At 62.1% G+C, this 16,853-nt stretch carries 18 protein-coding genes, 4 pseudogenes and 1 other annotated feature; of the genes and pseudogenes, 8 read left to right on the forward strand and 14 right to left on the reverse strand.

What is annotated here, in order from left to right; genetic code table 11:
• Nucleotides 1–104: 104 nt before the first annotated feature.
• Genes BMY84_RS23840 through BMY84_RS23850 form a run of 3 tightly spaced genes read right to left on the reverse strand, consistent with a single transcriptional unit; the run spans nucleotide 105 to nucleotide 5,930 of the window.
• Complete coding sequence (locus BMY84_RS23840) at nucleotides 105–3,419, reverse strand: error-prone DNA polymerase (RefSeq protein WP_093087160.1); 3,315 nt, start codon at nucleotides 3,417–3,419, stop codon at nucleotides 105–107.
• Complete coding sequence (locus BMY84_RS23845; RefSeq protein ID WP_093087162.1) at nucleotides 3,419–5,236, reverse strand: DUF6504 family protein; 1,818 nt, start codon at nucleotides 5,234–5,236, stop codon at nucleotides 3,419–3,421. Before BMY84_RS23845 ends, BMY84_RS23840 begins: the two co-directional genes overlap by 1 nt.
• Entirely contained in the window at nucleotides 5,154–5,930 is a 777-nt protein-coding gene (locus tag BMY84_RS23850; RefSeq protein ID WP_093087164.1) for an ImuA family protein, read from the reverse strand. The genes BMY84_RS23845 and BMY84_RS23850 overlap by 83 nt, the downstream gene beginning before the upstream one ends.
• A 642-nt stretch (nucleotides 5,931–6,572) precedes the next feature.
• Between BMY84_RS23850 and BMY84_RS23855 the strand changes: the two genes are divergently transcribed.
• The 3 genes from BMY84_RS23855 to BMY84_RS23865 are packed head-to-tail and all read left to right on the forward strand — an operon-like array spanning nucleotide 6,573 to nucleotide 7,735.
• On the forward strand, nucleotides 6,573–6,971 hold the full coding sequence (locus BMY84_RS23855; RefSeq protein WP_093087165.1) for a GFA family protein: 399 nt from the start codon (nucleotides 6,573–6,575) through the stop codon (nucleotides 6,969–6,971).
• Nucleotides 6,972–6,991: 20 nt separating this feature from the next.
• Nucleotides 6,992–7,411 (forward strand): secondary thiamine-phosphate synthase enzyme YjbQ, encoded by a 420-nt coding sequence (locus BMY84_RS23860; RefSeq protein ID WP_093087262.1) that lies wholly within the window; start codon nucleotides 6,992–6,994, stop codon nucleotides 7,409–7,411.
• Between the two features lie 27 nt (nucleotides 7,412–7,438).
• Complete coding sequence (locus BMY84_RS23865) at nucleotides 7,439–7,735, forward strand: GNAT family N-acetyltransferase (RefSeq protein WP_093087167.1); 297 nt, start codon at nucleotides 7,439–7,441, stop codon at nucleotides 7,733–7,735.
• A gap of 6 nt (nucleotides 7,736–7,741) precedes the next feature.
• Here BMY84_RS23865 and BMY84_RS23870 read toward each other — a convergent pair whose 3' ends face one another.
• Genes BMY84_RS23870 through BMY84_RS23885 form a run of 4 tightly spaced genes read right to left on the reverse strand, consistent with a single transcriptional unit; the run spans nucleotide 7,742 to nucleotide 10,299 of the window.
• Nucleotides 7,742–7,999: a hypothetical protein gene (locus BMY84_RS23870; protein ID WP_093087169.1), complete on the reverse strand. Its 258-nt coding sequence runs from the start codon at nucleotides 7,997–7,999 to the stop codon at nucleotides 7,742–7,744.
• 57 nt (nucleotides 8,000–8,056) lie between these two features.
• Complete coding sequence (locus BMY84_RS23875) at nucleotides 8,057–9,229, reverse strand: metallophosphoesterase (RefSeq protein ID WP_218147016.1); 1,173 nt, start codon at nucleotides 9,227–9,229, stop codon at nucleotides 8,057–8,059.
• Between the two features lie 36 nt (nucleotides 9,230–9,265).
• A complete protein-coding gene (locus BMY84_RS23880; protein WP_093087171.1) occupies nucleotides 9,266–9,682 on the reverse strand; it encodes a DUF1810 domain-containing protein in 417 nt (138 codons plus the stop codon).
• The gene (locus BMY84_RS23885) at nucleotides 9,682–10,299 is read right to left on the reverse strand and encodes an SOS response-associated peptidase (RefSeq protein ID WP_093087173.1); all 618 of its coding nucleotides are present in this window, start codon (nucleotides 10,297–10,299) and stop codon (nucleotides 9,682–9,684) included. Before BMY84_RS23885 ends, BMY84_RS23880 begins: the two co-directional genes overlap by 1 nt.
• 155 nt (nucleotides 10,300–10,454) lie before the next feature.
• On the opposite strand from BMY84_RS23885, the gene BMY84_RS23890 reads away from it, so the two are divergent.
• Both BMY84_RS23890 and BMY84_RS23895 read left to right on the forward strand, forming a co-directional pair.
• Complete coding sequence (locus tag BMY84_RS23890; RefSeq protein ID WP_093087175.1) at nucleotides 10,455–10,880, forward strand: SOS response-associated peptidase family protein; 426 nt, start codon at nucleotides 10,455–10,457, stop codon at nucleotides 10,878–10,880.
• An 8-nt stretch (nucleotides 10,881–10,888) separates the two neighbouring features.
• On the forward strand, nucleotides 10,889–11,509 hold the full coding sequence (locus tag BMY84_RS23895; protein WP_093087177.1) for an alpha-ketoglutarate-dependent dioxygenase AlkB: 621 nt from the start codon (nucleotides 10,889–10,891) through the stop codon (nucleotides 11,507–11,509).
• Here the strand turns inward: BMY84_RS23895 and BMY84_RS30590 are convergent.
• Nucleotides 11,462–11,713, reverse strand: a complete 252-nt coding sequence (locus BMY84_RS30590; RefSeq protein WP_256215405.1) for a hypothetical protein — start codon at nucleotides 11,711–11,713, stop codon at nucleotides 11,462–11,464. The two genes, BMY84_RS23895 and BMY84_RS30590, sit on opposite strands and share 48 nt — an antisense overlap.
• Between BMY84_RS30590 and BMY84_RS30595 the strand changes: the two are divergent.
• Nucleotides 11,633–11,884, forward strand: a pseudogene (locus BMY84_RS30595) (isocitrate lyase/phosphoenolpyruvate mutase family protein); the annotation flags it as partial. The gene BMY84_RS30590 and the pseudogene BMY84_RS30595 sit on opposite strands and share 81 nt — an antisense overlap.
• On the opposite strand, the pseudogene BMY84_RS30880 reads toward BMY84_RS30595, so the two are convergent.
• Nucleotides 11,872–12,033, reverse strand: a pseudogene (locus BMY84_RS30880) (SulP family inorganic anion transporter); the annotation flags it as partial. The pseudogenes BMY84_RS30595 and BMY84_RS30880 overlap by 13 nt on opposite strands.
• A 149-nt stretch (nucleotides 12,034–12,182) precedes the next feature.
• Nucleotides 12,183–12,238, reverse strand: a sequence feature (sul1 is cis-regulatory element that is thought to sense ions involved in sulfur or methionine metabolism; They are found in Alphaproteobacteria).
• 263 nt (nucleotides 12,239–12,501) lie between these two features.
• On the opposite strand from BMY84_RS30880, the gene BMY84_RS23905 reads away from it, so the two are divergent.
• Entirely contained in the window at nucleotides 12,502–13,212 is a 711-nt protein-coding gene (locus BMY84_RS23905; RefSeq protein WP_093087179.1) for an SDR family NAD(P)-dependent oxidoreductase, read from the forward strand.
• 19 nt (nucleotides 13,213–13,231) lie between these two features.
• Here the strand turns inward: BMY84_RS23905 and BMY84_RS30600 are convergent, their stop codons facing one another.
• From BMY84_RS30600 to BMY84_RS23920, 3 genes and pseudogenes are all read right to left on the reverse strand, one after another.
• On the reverse strand, nucleotides 13,232–13,504 hold the full coding sequence (locus BMY84_RS30600; protein ID WP_177204165.1) for a hypothetical protein: 273 nt from the start codon (nucleotides 13,502–13,504) through the stop codon (nucleotides 13,232–13,234).
• A gap of 536 nt (nucleotides 13,505–14,040) precedes the next feature.
• Nucleotides 14,041–14,157, reverse strand: a pseudogene (locus BMY84_RS29415) (nucleotidyl transferase AbiEii/AbiGii toxin family protein); the annotation flags it as partial.
• Nucleotides 14,154–14,792 (reverse strand): type IV toxin-antitoxin system AbiEi family antitoxin domain-containing protein, encoded by a 639-nt coding sequence (locus BMY84_RS23920; RefSeq protein WP_256215406.1) that lies wholly within the window; start codon nucleotides 14,790–14,792, stop codon nucleotides 14,154–14,156. The pseudogene BMY84_RS29415 and the gene BMY84_RS23920, both read right to left, overlap by 4 nt.
• A 176-nt stretch (nucleotides 14,793–14,968) precedes the next feature.
• On the opposite strand from BMY84_RS23920, the gene BMY84_RS23925 reads away from it, so the two are divergent.
• Nucleotides 14,969–15,313 carry a helix-turn-helix domain-containing protein gene (locus tag BMY84_RS23925; RefSeq protein ID WP_256215407.1) on the forward strand — a complete coding sequence of 115 codons (345 nt, stop codon included), beginning with the start codon at nucleotides 14,969–14,971 and terminating at the stop codon, nucleotides 15,311–15,313.
• 123 nt (nucleotides 15,314–15,436) lie between these two features.
• On the opposite strand, the gene istB is transcribed toward BMY84_RS23925, so the two are convergent.
• Together istB and BMY84_RS23935 are read right to left on the reverse strand one after the other, a co-directional pair.
• Nucleotides 15,437–16,225 carry an IS21-like element helper ATPase IstB gene (gene istB, locus BMY84_RS23930; protein WP_093087183.1) on the reverse strand — a complete coding sequence of 263 codons (789 nt, stop codon included), beginning with the start codon at nucleotides 16,223–16,225 and terminating at the stop codon, nucleotides 15,437–15,439.
• Nucleotides 16,215–16,852, reverse strand: a pseudogene (locus BMY84_RS23935) (IS21 family transposase); the annotation flags it as partial. The gene istB and the pseudogene BMY84_RS23935, both read right to left, overlap by 11 nt.
• Nucleotide 16,853 lies beyond the last annotated feature (1 nt).

Consider the following 16,853-nt stretch of genomic DNA (forward strand, 5'->3'; position numbering starts at 1 on the left):
TTAATGTGCAATGCCTGGGCCTTGGGCCTTTGCTTATCTCCCCACAAGAATATTTCTGCATCTGTGTGGCATTCTCACCTGCGTCCATTCGCCTCGGCTAGGCATCAATCTCCATCCAAGGTTTGATTATGGCCATCTCGATGCGGATAAGCATTAAATTGGCGGAAATCATGACTGCGGATATGTAGCAGTTCTTCCTTCTCTATCTCTGTGCGAAAGGAAGGGGAACTCAGCGTTCGTCCCCGTTGAATGTCCGGCTCGCGAGGATCGGGGCCGCCGCCATGCGTGGCACCATCGCCGCGACCGGGCGCAACGAAGAATTCCGACTGCCCGATCGAACGCAGCATATCATTATGATCTATGATCCGGTCGCAGATGATGTGGATGACCTCGCCTTCCTTCTGCAACCGACCGCGCATGGCAATCATCGACGCTGACATCACTTGCCGCCGGTAGATCTCAAACCGGTCTGGCCAGAGAATGCCCTGCGCGACACCGGTCTCGTCCTCGATCGTGACGAACAATACGCCCTTGGCCGAGCCCGGCCGCTGTCGCACGAGGATGACGCCCGCCACCTCGACATTGCGGCCATCGCGGATCGAGGAAAGATCGGCGCAGCGCGCGATCTGCATGTTATCGAGCCGATCGCGCAGGAAGCTTAAAGGATGAGCGCGCAACGATAGTTGCAGAGCCCGATAATCCTCGACCACCTCACGCCCCTGCGTCATGGGCCTGAGGCTCGTTTGGGGTTCCATGCCCTCGGGCGAGAAGGTCGCGTCACGCGCATCGGCAGCCGCGAACAGCGGGAGGGGGGCATCGCCCAGACCCTTCACTTTCCACAAACCCTGTCGGCGGTCTTGGGCAATGCAGGCAAATGCGTCAGCCTCGGCCAGCCGCTCGATAGCGGCGCGCGGCACGTGTGCGCGCCGCCAGACCTCCTCGACGCTTTCATAAAGCGCTGGGCCGCGAGCGGCCACGATCGCCGCGCCGTGCAGGTTGGACAGTCCGCGGACCTGGCAGAAACCCAGGCGCACAGCCTTGTAACGACCTTGCGCAGGTTCCAGCGTGCAGTCCCAATGGCTGTCGTTGATCGAGACGGGCCTGACTTCCACGCCATGGTTGCGGGCATCGCGCGCGATCTGGGCCGGTGCGTAAAAGCCCATCGGCTGGGCATTCAGGAGCGCGGCGCAGAAGACGTCCGGGTGATGATGCTTCATCCAGCAGGAGGCATAGGCAATCTTGGCGAAGGACGCGGCGTGGCTCTCGGGGAAACCGTAGGAGCCGAACCCCTCGATCTGCTTGAAGGTGCGCTCGGCAAAGTCCTTTGGATAACCGCGCTCGACCATGCCGTTCACCAGCTTGTCGTAAAAATGGCTGACCCCGCCGGTCATCTTGAAGGTCGCCATGGCGCGGCGGAGCTGGTCGGCCTCGGCTGGCGTGAAGCCGGCGCCCACGATCGCGACCTTCATCGCCTGTTCCTGGAAGAGAGGAACGCCGAGCGTCTTCTTGAGTACCGCCTCCAGTTCAGGCTTGGGATATTGCGGCTTCTCCTTTCCCTCACGGCGGCGCAGATAGGGGTGGACCATGTCGCCCTGAATGGGGCCGGGGCGTACGATCGCGACCTCAATAACGAGATCGTAAAATTCCTTCGGCTTGATCCTGGGCAGCATCGACATCTGCGCCCGGCTTTCGATCTGGAAGACGCCCAGCGTATCCGCCTTCTGGATCATGGCATAGACGGCCGGATCATCTTCCTGAAGATCGGCCATCCCAACGCGGATGCCCTTGTGCTCTTCCAGCAGGTTGAAGGCGCGGTTCATGCAACCGAGCATGCCGAGGCCAAGAACATCCACCTTCATGAACTTGAGGGTATCGATATCGTCCTTATCCCATTCTATGATTTGCCGCTGATCCATGCGCGCTGGTTCAATCGGCACGAGGTCGTCGAGCCGATCCTGGGTCAAGACAAAGCCGCCGGGGTGCTGGGAGAGGTGGCGCGGCGTGCCGATCAGCTGACGGGAAAGCTCGAGGGTGAGTTTAAGGCGATGATCGTCCGCGTTGAGATTGAGACTTTCGATCTGCTCCTGGGTAATACCGTCCATGGACCAGCCCCACACCAGGCCCGTCAACATCTTGGTGAGGTCGCGCGGCAGGCCTAGCGCCTTGCCGACCTCGGCAACCGCGCCACGGGTCCGGTAGCGAGTGACAACCGCGGTCAGAGCCGAGCGAGTACGGCCATAGGTCTCATAGATCCACTGGATGATCTCCTCGCGCCGTTCATGTTCGAAATCGACATCGATGTCGGGCGGCTCCTTGCGCTCTCCGCTGACGAAGCGCTCGAAGAGCAGTTCATGGCGGATGGGATCGATAGAGGTGATGCCCAGTATATAGCAGACACAACTGTTCGCGGCCGAGCCGCGCCCTTGGCAGAGAATGCCGCGACGGCGGCTCTCGGCGACGATCGCGTTGACCGTCAGGAAATATGGGGCGTAGCCAAGCTGGTCGATGAGGCGGATTTCATGGTCGATCTGGCTGCGATAGGCAGGCGGGAGGCCATCAGGAAACAAGCGATGCGCCGCTGCATAGGTCAGATCGACCAGGGCTTGCTGGGCCGTTCGCCCGGCCAACACCTCCTCATAGGGATATTGATACTGGATTTCGCCGAGATCGAACTGGCACATTTGCGCGATGTCAGCGCTCGCCTGGATCGCGTCGGGAAAAGCGGCGAAGCGCCGCTCCATTTCCTGCGGTCTCTGGAGGCAGCGATCCATGAAGCGCTGCCGTTTGAAACCAAGAGCGTCGATCGTGCTACGTTCGCGGATCGCGGTCATGACGTCCTGGAGCGGGCGGGCCTGGGCGTCATGATAGAGTATGTCGCCCGTGGCTACTGCCCGCACATCTGCAGCCCGCGCCAAGGCGGCCAGCGCATGCAGTCGTGCGGCATCTTCGGGGCGGCGTCGAAGCACAAGTGCGATATGAGCGCGGGTGCCGAAGACTGCGCGCAGGTCCGCCAGATGCGCCGCCGTGGAGCCATCCACCTGATCGGGCAGCAGGATCGCCACCATGCCTTCGGCATGGGCGTCGACATCGCTCCAGGCGAGGATGCAGCATCCCTTTCCGCCACGCGCCTTACCCAAGGTCAGGAGACGAGTGAGCCGGCTCCAGGCGGACCGGTTTGTAGGATAGAGCAGAAGCGTGCGGCCATCGGTGAGCGTCACCCGCGCGCCTGGCATCATCCGGACGCCAGTCGTCTTCTGCGCGTCCCAACCGCGCACGACCCCGGCCACACTGCCCCAGTCGGCCAAGCCAAGAGCGCGATGTCCCAGAAGCGCGGCGGCCGCAAAGAGCTGTTCAGGCGATGAGGCGCCGCGCAGGAAGGAAAAATGACTTATGACCTGGAGCTCGACATAGCGGGACATCAGCCGAAGATCCCATGCATGAACCAGCTCAGATTTCCGGTCTGCTCGTCGAAGCCGTCGCCTCGCCGGAACAACCAAAAGCGCGCGCCGCCTTGCGCCTCGACCCGGAAGTAGTCGCGTATCGCCCACATCTCGCGAGCACTCCTCCACCATTCGCCATGGATCCGTTCAGGACCATCGCCCGCCACGACACGATAATCCGTTCGACGCCAGGTAAAGCGCCGGGGCGGATGGTCGGGCAGGAGCGCCACGACGTTTGAAAGAAGTTCCGGGCGCCCCAGCATCCTCACCGGACGCTGCCAGCGGGGCCAGCCAATCGGGGCCTCCAGGGCCCCAATCCGGCCGACCGCGCGTTCTGGCACATCGCTCTCGCGCGACGACAGACGAAAGGGTGTGTCGGGCTCTATGCGGCCGACAAGCTGGTCGATGACCGGTGCCAAATCGGCCGGCCGATCGTCAATGGCAAAGCTGGCATTGATCGCTTCGGCCCTGAGATCCTCAATGCGGGGCGCGACAAGCGACATCGCTTCGATCCCAAGGCCCGGATCGATCCGTTCCACCCGCATCGCGAACATGCGCTTGAGATGCCGGGCATCCCGGGTCGCGCGCGCCGTCCCGATTGCGACGCGCTGCTCGCTCCCGTCAACGATACCGCAGGCCAGGATTCCAGTTCGAAGGCCTGCGCCACGAGCCAGCAGCTGGGCAGCTATATCGTCCACCAGATCGCTGATCACCTGGTTGATCGCCTCAGCCGTGCCGATGGGTTCCAGCAGGCCGCGCGCGGCTCGCGGTGCTGTAAAAGGAACGACCGCGATGATCGGCTCGGGCCTGGCGCCGCGCGCCTGGTCGAGCCGTTCAACGGCCGCGAGCCCGAGGCGTCGCGCCAGCGGGCCGCGCGGCATGGGGTAGAGATCGGCGATCCGCTCGATCCCGAAGCGTGCCGCCGAGACGAGCGCCTGGGGATCGAGGCGCAGCGCGGCGAGCGGCAAGGATGCAATGGCCTGTGTCTCTGCACCGGTCGGCAGCAGACTGATCGTCTCGCCGCCATATCGCGCGAGCGCATGGGCAGCGCCCGGCGTTCCGGCAACGCAGATGCTGGCGGTCATGCCCAGGCGCTGAAGGAAGCGCAGTAGCCGGCGACAGAAGCGTTCTTCGCCGCCAAACAGATGCGTGGTCCCGGTGAGATCGAGCCATAGCCCATCCTTGCCTGAGACGCTTGCCGTCGGTGTCCAGTGCGCGACGGCATGAAGCGCCAACCGGTCGAGCCAGGCGCGGTCCGCGTCCGGCTGCGCATCATGCACGTCGAGATCGGTGACGAGCGCGCGCGCGTGAGCGGCTGCCATGCCGGGGCGCAGGCCGAGGTCCAGCGCAACGGGGCAGGCGGCCGTCACGATGTCACGCTGCCCGGTCCTGGCAATGATTATGGTGGGTCGGCCCCACAAATCTGCCCAACTGAGACTTGGCGGCGTGGCGCCGGCGTCGCCGCCATCGTCTGAACCCAATGCTCGGAACGGGTGCTCGGCATGTTCGCTGCGCCTGCCCAACTCGCGCATCGTCGGGCGCTGGTGGGCGGGAAGCGCGTCGATCTCAGACTGGCTCGGCCAGCTGCCAAGCGCGCCATCGCGGGCCCAGCGCGCGCCCGGTCGCCACCCGCCACCGCGTGGGACAGAGCATGCGCCGGGATTATCGTCGACAGGTGCAGGCAGGTGTCGGGCGATGCTGAAGGCGCCAGGCTCAGGCGGCCTGGATAGCCGCTCTGCCTGTCGCAATCGCTCGATCGGGAGCTGCGGCAGGTAGAGCGAGGCGACCCGTGTCATCGCATGCCTCCAGCTCGAGGGAAAATGGATTGCCGTTTCGCTGGCGGACCAGCTCGACCAGCCAGCGCGCCCGGCCAACGCCGGGATGGGGAAGGGGTGCCGAGGGCGTACAGCCGATGCGCCAGCGGGTCATGGCCGACGAGAGGCTGCTCAACGGGCAGCGATCAAGCCGGCGATGACGCCGATAGAGGAGAACGGGCGTGCTCCCATCCGATGCTGCAAGCTGCAGACGACGGGTCGCGGTCTGGTCGGCTGCCTTCACCTCGGCGATCACGCAGGCGAAGCTGCCGTCGCGCAGCGCGTCCTCGGCCATTGCCAGGACGATGTTGTCTTTCATGCCCTGGGCGTAGAGGATGGCGGCCGGCTTAAGGCCGCTTTGCTCAAGGCCAGGCGCGTAGAGATCGAACTGGCTCGCCGTCCAGAATATGTCGGCCCCCCTGCGGCCCGCAAATCTGGCGGCGATGCCCGCAGCGAACAGGGTTGCGGCGGCGTCGTCGTTGAGAGTCGGGGAAGAAGCGGCCATTTCATGCAATCCAGCGCCGTCAAGTCCATGCCCCGCCAGACGATCGTCCAGTTCCGCTACCCCGAAGGCGAGTACCGGCCTGCGCGCCGGTCGCGCACGGTCAAGCTCTGCACGCAACGCGGCAAGATCATCAGCGCGAGGCCGATAGGCGGGGGCAGGGGCAATGGGCATAAAAACGAGGCGACTCAAATGTTCCCTATATGTTCCTTATATTTGCGATCGTGGTCAAGCATCGCTTGGACAAAAGAAGCGTAATGCTCTGTTCCGATCCGGGCCTGCATAGCGAAACTGTTACCTTTCAATTGGTTGTCGACACCCCCTCCGATTTTTTGCGGACAACCAGGATATCGGCTATGCGGATCGGCCCCGCAGCAGTGGCGTACCTCGCCGCTCTCTCTCGATTTGAAGGACCAGAAACGCACCGGCCGGCCAATGAAACAATCCCGGGCAGGCGCGTTGAGCGTTTGCGCTGCGCGAGCTGGAAATGCTGATGGCCAGGAAAACCTTCCAGGATGGGATAACGACCGGTCTGTCGCTGTGGCAACTGGCGCGGAGGCTAATGTCGTGATCATGCTGAGGATGACGCGGCTCGCGATGGGCGGACCATGCGCCCGGAAGGAGGCGCAGCGCATAGTAGCCAAGAAGGTTCAATCGGAGAGCCACCAATGCCCATGACGGCGGGCACGTTGGGTGCCACACCGCTCAGCGGCGGGAGGAAGGCGATAAGCGATATTCAGCGTAAGATGAACGCCAACAGAAAACAGCTGAGCAGGGCCAAAGGGTGATGGTCCAAAGCCGGAGCCAACTTCGTCGATGACGATCGGAACACTGGAACGGTCGGGCGGCTGCGCCTGTGGTGCTCTGCGCTTCGTTGCGCAAGGCGAGGCCTTGCGGGTCGGCTTGTGCCATTGTCTCGTCTGTCGAAAGGCACATGGGGCGCCCTATCTCGCTTTCGCCGTCTTTCCGCGCACTGCAGTCAGCCTGTCAGGGACTTACGCGCAGTGGGAGAGCAGCCCAGACTATCGCCGGCTCTATTGTCAGATCTGCGGATCGCGCTTCGCCAATCTGACAGAGGCGGAAGTCGAGCTGCCGGTCGCTAGCTTCGAGGATGCATCGGGCCTCGTCCCGCAATATGAGAGCTGGACCATCAGACGGCTGCCTTGGATCGCGCCGCTTGCGGTTCCGCAATTTTCGCGCGATCGCGAGAGTTGAACTTCGGCGCGGAGGCAGGTGTGCTACAGAAAACGACGATCCTGACGATCGATACGGCAGGGCAGGGCTTGCACGAGGTGACCCGGCTGATCCGGCGCTGGGTAGAGGAAAGCGGCATAGTCGAGGGTCTGCTGACGATCTTCTGCCAGCACACATCGGCCTCGCTGCTCATCCAGGAAAATGCGGCGCCCGCGGCCCGCCGCGATCTCGAAGCCTATTTCGCGCGGATCGCACCAGAGGACCCGGATCGATACGACCATGACGACGAGGGACCCGATGATATGCCAGCGCATTTGCGCGCGGCGCTCACCCAGGCGCAGCTTTCCATTCCCGTGCTCGATGGCTTGCCGAGCCTTGGAACATGGCAGGGCATCTACTTGTTCGAGCATAGACGCGTGGGCCACGCCCGGCGGCTCGCCCTTCATCTCATGGGCGAGTGACGAGCGGATCGAACCGGAGACAGGATCATGGCCAATATAGGTGATTTTCGAAACAATGAGGCTGAAGGGCGCTATGAGCTGTCGGTCGAGGGCCAATTGGCTGTCGCGGCCTATGATCGGCGCGAGGGCGCACTGGTCTTTACCCATACCCAGGTGCCCGCTGCGCTCGAAGGGCAGGGCGTGGGCAGCCGCCTCATCGGAGCTGCACTGGCTGATGCACGTGCGCAGAATCTCAAGGTCGTTCCACTCTGTGAATTTGTCGCGGCCTATATCGAGCGTCATCCGCAGGAGCAGGATTTGCTGGCGATCGATGCGCCGGGCTGATCAGCCCTAAAGACCTAGCTTGTCGAGCGCCGATGCCAGTTCGGCCGTCGCCGAAGTGTCTTCATCGGGTATCAATCGGTTCAGGATAGTCTGCAAGCGCTTTTGAGCGATCTGGATCGCCTTGTGCCGTATCTGACGGGCTGCATTGGTTCGCGAGGAGCGGCTCTCTCCAAGCAAGACTGCCCATTTGGCTTCCTCTGCCGCCAGCGCGGCCAAGGCGAGGCGAAGGCCATCGCGGCGGTCATGGTCATAGTCGTATTGCATCAAGGTCTTCCCGGCTGCTTGGGCACTTGCCGCTCATGGCCGCCATCGCGCGGAAGATCACGGCGCGCGGCGAAGTGTCAGGCGTGTCAGTTCGCAAGGGCGGCGCAGGCGTAGCGCGAAGCCTGGCCAGATACCGGTTCCGTTGTTGACGTAGAGCGTCATGCCATCGACATCATATGAGCCAGACACGAAACCGGCATTTCCGCGTGCGACCAACCAGGCGAGGCCCGGCATCATCCCGCCATGCGTGTGACCCGACAGCTGGGCCGCGATGCCACAGGCTGCGGCACGATGCGCGCCGCCAGGCTGGTGATCGAGCAATATGATGGGCACGCCATTAGGGCCTCCGGCAAGAGCAGCGGCGAGGTCCGGCCTGGGCTGGCCGGTTGCCGGCGCGGACCTGTCTGTTACGCCGGCCAGCATCAGGCGCGCGCCACCTCTTTCCAGGATCGTATGGGCATCGCCGAGAATACGCATCCCCATCTCCGAGAAATGCTGCATCCATTCGCGGAAGCCGAGGAAATATTTATGGTTCCCAGGGCTCATGTAGATCCCGTCCCTTGCCTCAAGTCTCGCGAGAGGCGCTACATCCGCACGACGCATCGCAAGGGAGCCGTCGATCACGTCGCCCGTCACGACGACGAGATCGACAGCCAGCGCATTGGCGCGATCGACAACTGCCTGAGTCCATGAAGCGGGAAACAGACGGCTGATATGGAGGTCAGTGAGCTGAAGGATCGTGTAGCCTTCATATTGCGAAGGCAGGTCTCGAATAAGAAGGTCGACATCCTTGAGCGGCGGGACGCGCACGGCATTCAGCACACCGATAGCGCCCAGCAGACCGGAGGCGCCTGCCATCGCATAGCGAAGGGTTTCCGGCACAGCCGGGGCGTTGCCGGACGCCATCCAGACGCCGAGATACCCAGCGCTGAGCAGCAACTGCACCAGCGCGAGAAACAGGATGCTCCCACTCGCCCAATTGAAGAGAATGACGACGCTGCGCGGAAATTCAGGTGCGAATACCGATCCGGAGGAAAGTTTGCTCCAGAACTGAAATTGCGACGCCGCGAGCATGAGGGCTGCTACCAAGATCTTCGCCAGCAGCGGCAGAGCCATAGGCCACAGGAACTGGGTGATGACCAAAATGGCGGGCAGCGCGAAGATCAGGTGAAAGATGGGAGGGCTCCGGGCAGCAGATTGCAATTCGCATGATTGCGAGATGCCGGCCATAGGTGGGAACCGGCAATGGGATCACATTTTGCCGGCTTAACCGATCCGCTGTCGTGTGGCATCGTCGCGCTTCCCGTCAAACCAGCGTTCGATGGCTGCGTCGAAAAGGGGGAGGCACCTCGCCATCTCGAAGAGGGTGAGGGACGATCGCAGCTTCATGGCATCGATCGAACCGAAAACCGCTATGGGATCATTTCCTTCCAGGCGCTCCAGTGCTTCGACACAGGCCAGATATCGCGCTCCAAGGTCAGCATGGTCGAGATAGGCGCGAGCCTCGGCCAGCGACGCGATCCCGTAATGCCGGGCCATGGCGCTGTTCCCAAGGCCACGTAGCTGCGGGAAAATGAACCACATCCAGTGCGAGCGCTTGGCGCCGGCTGCGATCTCGGCCAACGCTACCTCGTAAACGCCAGCCTGCGCCTCGAGGAAACGTGGCAGATCAGCGCTGGCCATTAGAGCAGCACCGCCTGAGCGGGTGGCGACCCATAGACCTGGGTCACGGGCAGGCTGCCCTTGGGCATCCATGCGAGCGTCTTCTCTGCAGGAACAGCTGGGTCGAGCCAGTCGGCCCAACGGTCGTGCGGGAGCGGGATGATCTGGCGATGGTGATAGGTCGCGACATCGGGCCCCGCGTCCATGGTGAGCATGGTGAAGGCCTCGCCCTCGGGCGCCGCGCGCCAGATGCCCGCAATGCAGAACCAGCGATGATCCGCCATGGTGAAGAGCCATTTGTCGAGGCGCTTCTGCTTTGCGTCGGCGGGGTCTGTAAACTCATAGAAACCGTCCGCCAGGATCAAGCAGCGGTGGGAGGTGAATTGGCGCCCTTCGGACCGGAAATTATAGACGGGACGGCCCTTCTGTCCGGCCCAGCTCCAGCGGCGGCTGACAAGCTCTCCTGCTGCGCGTTCGCCTTCCACGCTGCGGACGATCGGGGCGGGATCGGTGATCTTGATGTCCTCGCGAGCCGCCACATTGGGCTTGCCCTCAGGCATTTTGATCTTGATCGTCAGGTCCTCGAAATCCTCGACGATCGAGGCGATATCGACGATCAGCCGGTAGTCATTGCACATAGGCCTTTCTCCTGATCGGCAGCCTTGCCGACGTCTAATGTTCGTTATATGTTCTTTTCATGGACTCGACACCTACCGCTTTTGATCCAGATGCCGGGCCTGGCAGCCGCCGTGCCATCATCCGACGCAATCCGAACGATTTTCAAGAGGTAGAGATGATCGAGGCTGCCTGGGGTTCCAATCCGCGGTTCAGCGACGGTGTGAGCTATCAGTTCGTACGGTCCGAAGGGCGCACATTCCCAAGCCATCGCTGTCTCGTCGCCGCATCGGAATTTCATATCCGCAACGGCGACCGGAAGTTTCGCGTGACGCTTGAGGACGGCAATTTCTTCTATCTCGCCGCCATCTGGGAACCTGCGATGGGCAAATGGCCGGTCAGCTATCGGATCGTGACGCTGGACGCCAACCCCGAGGTCATGCGCTATCAGGAGCGCCAGGGCGCGATCATCCATCGGCGCCAGGTGATGCAGTGGCTGGACCTGACCGTGCCGGAGACGGACCTCCTGGTGACGCCGCCCGCCCATATCTTCACGATCGTGGAGATAGACCCCAAGCCGGTCCAGACGGCTTTGGCGCTCTGAGCTTCTCCATGGAAGCGATCGCTAAGACTGGAGGGCAGGCCGACCTGTTCGGAGGGCCACAACTGTCGGGCTTTGCGCAGACCGAGCAGTTCCTGACCACGCGCGAAGAACAGATGCTCATCGCGCATATTGCGGGTGTCCCACTCACGCCCTTCCGGTTCCAGCAGTGGACCGGGCACAGGCTGACCTGCAGCTTTGGCTGGAGCTATGATTTCGAGAATGGCGCTTTCGCGCGCGCCGAGCCTATGCCCGAATGGCTGAACTCTTTGAGACTGCGCGCCGCTTACTTTGCCGGGCTCGACGCTTCCGAACTCGTCCAGGCGCTCGTGACCCGCTACGATCCTGGCGCCGGCATCGGCTGGCATAAAGATCGCCCAGTCTTCGAGCATGTCGTGGGCATTTCTCTGGGGCAAGCGGCTACCCTACGTATGCGGCGCCGAACCCCGACGGGCTTTTCGCGGTTCAACGCTGCGCTTGCCTCTCGTTCGATATATCATCTGAGCGGCGAGGCGCGGCATGACTGGGAGCATGGCATTGCCGCCATGGACGCCACTCGCTGGTCGATCACCTTTCGATCCCTGTCAGCGAAGGCCAAACGAATGATCGAACAAAACGAAAAGAGGAACTGATCCATGACGACTGCCGAGTTGCGCCGGCATTTCCGTCGCATGCATGACAGCGGCTTCATCATCATCCCCAATGCCTGAGATGCGGGCAGCGCCGTTCGGCTGACGAAGCTCGGCTTCAAGGCCATTGCCTCGACGAGCGCGGGCGCGGCCTGGATTACGGGCAGGGATGATGGCGATCTCAGCCTGGATAAGGTGCTTGGCCATCTGCGTCTGCAGGTCGCGGCCATCGATCCCCGCGTCAATGCCGACTTCGAAAATGGCGTTGCCGATGATCCCGAAGGCGTAGCGGCCAACGTCACACTTACGCTCGATACCGGCATTGCAGGTTTGTCGGTCCAGGAATGGTCAGGCTCGATCCTCTACGACACGGATCTCGCCGCGCCGGAGATCATGGCTGGCCGCCCTCCGGCGAAGGCTATGACGATGCCTATCATGAAAGAGGCGAACAGGCCGACCTACAGATCAATGCCGGCGACGAAGGAGAAGGCGATACACTCCGGTGTAAGGGCGAGGGTGGCGACCATGCCGGCGAGGATGTCGCGAGGGGCATTGGCCGCGCCACTGAACCATCCGGCGCGGTAGCACAAAAGAGCAGTGTTGTTCATAATGGGGGAACCGACCTGTGTCGCAGGCGATGACGCAGTGGAAAGCTGGCGGACTGCCGGGCGTCATGCGTTGTCCGGCGGATCGGTGGCCGGAATAGCTACCGGGATTTGCACCGGGTCCTTGGGAATAGGCCGGTCGCTAACGATAGAGTCGCCATGTTGCAAGGGGCCGCGCCCGGGCTCGATCTGGCGTCGCTTGCTCTGGCTTATCCGGCTGATCTACCGCGTGGGCGCACGGAGCAGGGAGTTCGGATTGATGAAAGTCGTATGGCAGGGAGGCTGGGCGCCACGGTATCGGTGGTGGAACATGCAGGTCATGGGCGGAAGCTCTCATGCGGCAATGCCTGGTCTCCAGGCCGTGCGCCCCTTTGTGCGGTGCACGCAGCCATGAGCGGCGCTGCAAAGGGTTGCGCCGTCATTGTCGGCGCATCCGGCGGTATCGGTGGCGCGCTGGAGGCGGCCTTGCTTGAGGAAGGCGCGCTCGAGCGGGTGCATGGCCTCGGCCGATCGCGGGAAGGGGCGCAGCATATCGATCTGCTGGACGAGGCGTCGATTGCGGCGGCCGCAGCCCATGTCGCGGCAGGACCGGCACCGACGCTCGTGATCGTCGCGACAGGACTGCTGCATGAGGGCGTCCATGGCCCTGAGAAAGCGCTGAGGGATCTAGATCCCGCGTGGCTGGCCAGAAGCTATGCCATAAACGCCATCGGTCCGGCGCTTGTGGCCAAGCATTTTCTGCCTTTGATGCCCAGGACCGGGCAAGCCGTTTTTGCCGCGCTCTCGGCGCGCGTGGGCTCGATCAGCGACAATCGCCTGGGGGGCTGGCATGGCTATCGGGCGTCCAAGGCAGCGCTCAACATGCTGGTGCGCAATCTCGCCATCGAGGAGAAGCGGCGTAACGATCGCGCGATTGTGGTTGCCCTGCATCCCGGCACGGTGGACACCATGCTTTCCAGGCCGTTTCAAGCTAATGTCGCAGCCGGTCGGCTGTTTGATGCCGAGCGAGCGGCCCTGCAGCTTCTCGATGTCATTGAGGGGCTCAAGGTTGCCGACAGCGGGAAGCTGCTGGACTATGAGGGACAGGAAATTCCGTTCTGAAGCAGGGCCGTATCTCGGGTCAGCGCGCCTTTGCGGGAGCCGTTGCAGCAGGCTCGAACAACCAGTTGAGATAGGCAGCGAGGGGCGTGCATTTCCGCATAGTCGTTGTCTCGTCGCAGCGTCGGAATTCCACATCCGTAATGGCAAGAAGGCGTTCCGCGCCTTTCGCGAGGATGGCAACTTCTTTTATCCTGCAGCAATCTGGGAGCCAGCCATTGGTGAATGACCAACCAGCTATAGGATCGTCACCCTCGACGCGAACCCGAACGTCATCCTTTATCAGGCGCGGCATGGCGCCATCATTGAACGTCGTGATGTGCAGAAATGGCTGGATTACAGGCTCGCTGAAGAAGAACTGCTGCTAACGCCGGCAGCAGGCACCTTTACGATCGAAAAGATACTGACCAAACCTGTCCAGACCATTTTGGCATTTTGAGGCGCACGCACGGTCCCCTGTTCGCACCGGTTAGATCTAGGCAAGCCGACCTTTTTGGCGATCCACTGGTGCCGGAGCTGACCCAGAGTAAGAATTTCTTTTCATCAAGGAGGGGCCGGTTGACGATCGTAGACCGGCTGCGCGTCTTCGCCCCCGCATTGCCATATGGATTGGCGAAATGGGTGAGGGGTCAGGCAGCGATATTGCGGGTGGACAACGATAATGTCCCACAGCGGATTGGTCAGGTCGGCGACGAGACCGATACGACTTGGCCGCTTGCCCGGCTAGCGCATCTCACAGGTGAGGTGCGGGGAGCCCCCAGTCCATTACGCATAGGATCCGGCAGCCGTCCTTTTCGAAAACGGCTAGGCGGGGAAGCGCTTCAACGGTTTCCGCACGAACAGGTTGATCGCCGTTCCGCCCTTAAGCGCGAAGATCTCCTCATGCGCGATTGCCGGGATGGCGCGGACCAGCAGGCGTACTTGGTCCGCATAGATCCGCGCCGTCATTGCTCTTCACTTTCGGTTTTGGAGCCAAAGGCTTCCGGCACCGTAATCTGATAGCGCGCATCCAGTCGGCCACCGGGGACGAGCTGGCGTTTGCCCCGACCCAGATCGACGACATCACGATCGATCCGCTTCGCCCAGCCATGAGCGTGACAATCGGCGAAGAACAGGAACAATCGCTCGGCCCTGATACTCGTGCAACCCTTCAGCAGGTCCGTCATCAGACGGGGACGAAGGGTCGTGAGGTTCTCGAATATTTTGTCGGCATGGTCGAAGCTGAGGCTCGCAGGCACGTCATCCATCAGCTCGATCGCCGCGCGTTCGGCGCTGGCGACGCAAAGGAAATGGTCCCAGGCTCCGCTGGCCTGTAGCGAGGCCGCTACATGGCCAAGCCGCGCAGTGCCGAGATCGAAGCGGTGCCAGTCGATGCCGAGGCCCCATGCCTCGAACAGCGCGAGTCGGTGCATGACGAGTTGGGCGTCCGTCGACAAGGTCGCAAGCAGGAAGGTCCGGATCGTAGAGATGGACCGTCCGTCCGCCGCCGAGCCGCGCAAAATGCCCAAGACCGGCAGCTCTCGCTCAGTCAGCGCATGCCACAGCCACACTGTCATAGGACCCGTCTCGATGCCGATCTTCACGGCTCCAAAGCCGCACGAGCATCCCCTGGGTCTCGCGTGTATTACGTCGGCACAATTACGCCCTTAAGATGAGCAGATCGACAATGAAGGGACCATAGTAGGAGCGGAATAGCGCTTTTTACGAGTAAAAGAGCGTTATTCCGCTACTTTTGCCGGAATGAGCGGAAAAACGCATTATGGAAGGTATTTTCCCAATTTTGGGAGTCCAGCTGCGCAACTGGCGCCGCAGACGCAATTTTACCCAGCCTCAGTTGGCTCAGCGGCTGGGGCGCGATCGGGCGCGAATATCCGAGCTTGAACGAGACCTGGCAGGCGAACGCTGGGGCCGGGACCGGTTAACACTGTTCGCCGAGGCCTGCGACGCGCTTGATGTCGTACCGGTCCTGGTTCCCAGAGGTCAGGCTAAGCAGATACAGGAGATGGTCGTAGAAAAGGGCTCGACCCAACCTAGTCAGCCGGTCCGTTCGGCATTTGATGATCTTTTCATAGATCTCGACGATGGTGATGATCGGACAAGCTGATGGTGAAGCAAGCGGCCGTTTTGGGAATCCACCTCCTGGATGTTGATTGCCACTGAGAGTTGACCCGGGATTTCCACCGAGAAGTGACCCGCCTGATATTATGTTTCGGATGTCATCGGTGGGTCAAGGTGCGGGTTTCTCCTTTCTGGGTTTAGCTTGGTGGGCTGAGCTGTTTTTAAACCGGAAGCTGTCGTTGCCGGTCTCCAGGATGTGGCAGTGATGGGTGAGCCGATCGAGGAGCGCGGTGGTCATCTTGGCATCGCCGGAGACGGTGGCCCATTCGCTGAAGCTCAGGTTAGTGGTGATGATGACGCTGGTGCTGGTGCGCTCGTATAATTTGCTCAGCAGGTGGAAGAGCAGCGCGCCGCCGGAGGCACTGAACGGCAGATAACCCAGTTCGTCCAACACGACGAGGTCCGAGTGCACGAGCCGATTGGCGATCTGCCCGGTTCGCCCCTGGGCCTTTTCCTGTTCGAGGGCGTTGACCAACTCGACCGTGGAGAAGAAGCGGACGCGCTTGCGGTGTTGCTCGATGGCCTGAACACCCAGCGCTGTGGCGACATGGGTTTTGCCGGTGCCCGGGCCGCCGACCAGCACCACATTGTCCGCGACATCGATAAAGTCGCATCGATGCAACTGGCGCACCAGCGCCTCATTCACCTCGCTGCTGGCAAAGTCGAAGCCCGCCAGATCCCGATAGGCCGGGAACCGCGCTACCTTGAGCTGATAGGCCACGGACCGGACCTCTCGTTCGGCCGTTTCGGCTTTCAGCAACTGGGAGAGGATCGGCACCGCCGCCTCGAAGGCGGGCGATCCCTGCTGCATGAGATCGGTCACGGCCTGAGCCATGCCGGGCATTTTCAGGCCGCGCAGCATCACGACAAGGGCGCCGGTGGCGGGATCATGACGCATGACGGTTCTCCCCGCGCAACGCATCATAGCGTTCGACATTGGCCATCGGTTCACTGACCAGCCTTAACGCCTGCGGCGCCGTCACCGGCGGCGTCGAGAGCGGTTTTCCATCGAGCAGCCGGTGCAGCAGGTTGAGGATATGGATCTTGGTTGGAACACCGGCGTCCAGCGCCGTGGCGACGGCGGTCAGCACGGCTTGTTCGTCATGATGCAGGACGAGCGCCAGGATCTCGACCATTTCCCTGTCGCCGCCGGGGTTGCGCAGCAGATGTCGTTGCAACCGCTGGAAGGCCTCGGGCAGTTCGAGGAAGGGAGCGCCGTTGCGCAGGGCGCCGGGCTTTCGCTGGACCACCGCCAGATAGTGGCGCAGTCATAGACGGTATGCCCCGGCCCATCATGGGATCGGTCAATGATGCGCTGATGCTCGCATATCACCTGTCCTTCGGCGACAACCAGGAAGCGATCAGGATAGACGCGCAGGCTGACAGGCCGATTGGCAAAGGACGCCGGCACGCTGTAGCGATTGCGTTCCAGATGGACGAGGCAGGTCGGCGAGACGCGCTTCCCATATTCCACAAAGCCGTCGAAGGGACGCCCCATCGGCATCAGACATTCCGCTTCATCGGCC

Origin of the sequence: Sphingobium sp. AP50, from assembly GCF_900109095.1 — a bacterium.
In the GTDB taxonomy this organism is placed as follows: domain Bacteria; phylum Pseudomonadota; class Alphaproteobacteria; order Sphingomonadales; family Sphingomonadaceae; genus Sphingobium.

Excerpts from the sequence above, each read along its gene's own strand:
- BMY84_RS23880 (WP_093087171.1), bottom strand. The coding sequence starts at position 9,682 with ATGGCCAGCGCTGATCTGCCACGTTTCCTCGAGGCGCAGGCTGGCGTT.
- BMY84_RS23895 (WP_093087177.1), top strand. The coding sequence starts at position 10,889 with ATGGAAGCGATCGCTAAGACTGGAGGGCAGGCCGACCTGTTCGGAGGG.
- BMY84_RS23865 (WP_093087167.1), top strand. The coding sequence starts at position 7,439 with ATGGCCAATATAGGTGATTTTCGAAACAATGAGGCTGAAGGGCGCTAT.
- istB (WP_093087183.1), bottom strand. The coding sequence starts at position 16,225 with ATGCGTCATGATCCCGCCACCGGCGCCCTTGTCGTGATGCTGCGCGGC.
- BMY84_RS23840 (WP_093087160.1), bottom strand. The coding sequence starts at position 3,419 with ATGTCCCGCTATGTCGAGCTCCAGGTCATAAGTCATTTTTCCTTCCTG.
- BMY84_RS23905 (WP_093087179.1), top strand. The coding sequence starts at position 12,502 with ATGAGCGGCGCTGCAAAGGGTTGCGCCGTCATTGTCGGCGCATCCGGC.
- BMY84_RS23890 (WP_093087175.1), top strand. The coding sequence starts at position 10,455 with ATGATCGAGGCTGCCTGGGGTTCCAATCCGCGGTTCAGCGACGGTGTG.
- BMY84_RS23845 (WP_093087162.1), bottom strand. The coding sequence starts at position 5,236 with ATGACACGGGTCGCCTCGCTCTACCTGCCGCAGCTCCCGATCGAGCGA.
- BMY84_RS23855 (WP_093087165.1), top strand. The coding sequence starts at position 6,573 with ATGACGATCGGAACACTGGAACGGTCGGGCGGCTGCGCCTGTGGTGCT.
- BMY84_RS23850 (WP_093087164.1), bottom strand. The coding sequence starts at position 5,930 with ATGCCCATTGCCCCTGCCCCCGCCTATCGGCCTCGCGCTGATGATCTT.
- BMY84_RS23870 (WP_093087169.1), bottom strand. The coding sequence starts at position 7,999 with ATGCAATACGACTATGACCATGACCGCCGCGATGGCCTTCGCCTCGCC.
- BMY84_RS23925 (WP_256215407.1), top strand. The coding sequence starts at position 14,969 with ATGGAAGGTATTTTCCCAATTTTGGGAGTCCAGCTGCGCAACTGGCGC.
- BMY84_RS30590 (WP_256215405.1), bottom strand. The coding sequence starts at position 11,713 with ATGGCCAAGCACCTTATCCAGGCTGAGATCGCCATCATCCCTGCCCGT.
- BMY84_RS30600 (WP_177204165.1), bottom strand. The coding sequence starts at position 13,504 with ATGCCGCGCCTGATAAAGGATGACGTTCGGGTTCGCGTCGAGGGTGAC.
- BMY84_RS23885 (WP_093087173.1), bottom strand. The coding sequence starts at position 10,299 with ATGTGCAATGACTACCGGCTGATCGTCGATATCGCCTCGATCGTCGAG.
- BMY84_RS23875 (WP_218147016.1), bottom strand. The coding sequence starts at position 9,229 with ATGGCCGGCATCTCGCAATCATGCGAATTGCAATCTGCTGCCCGGAGC.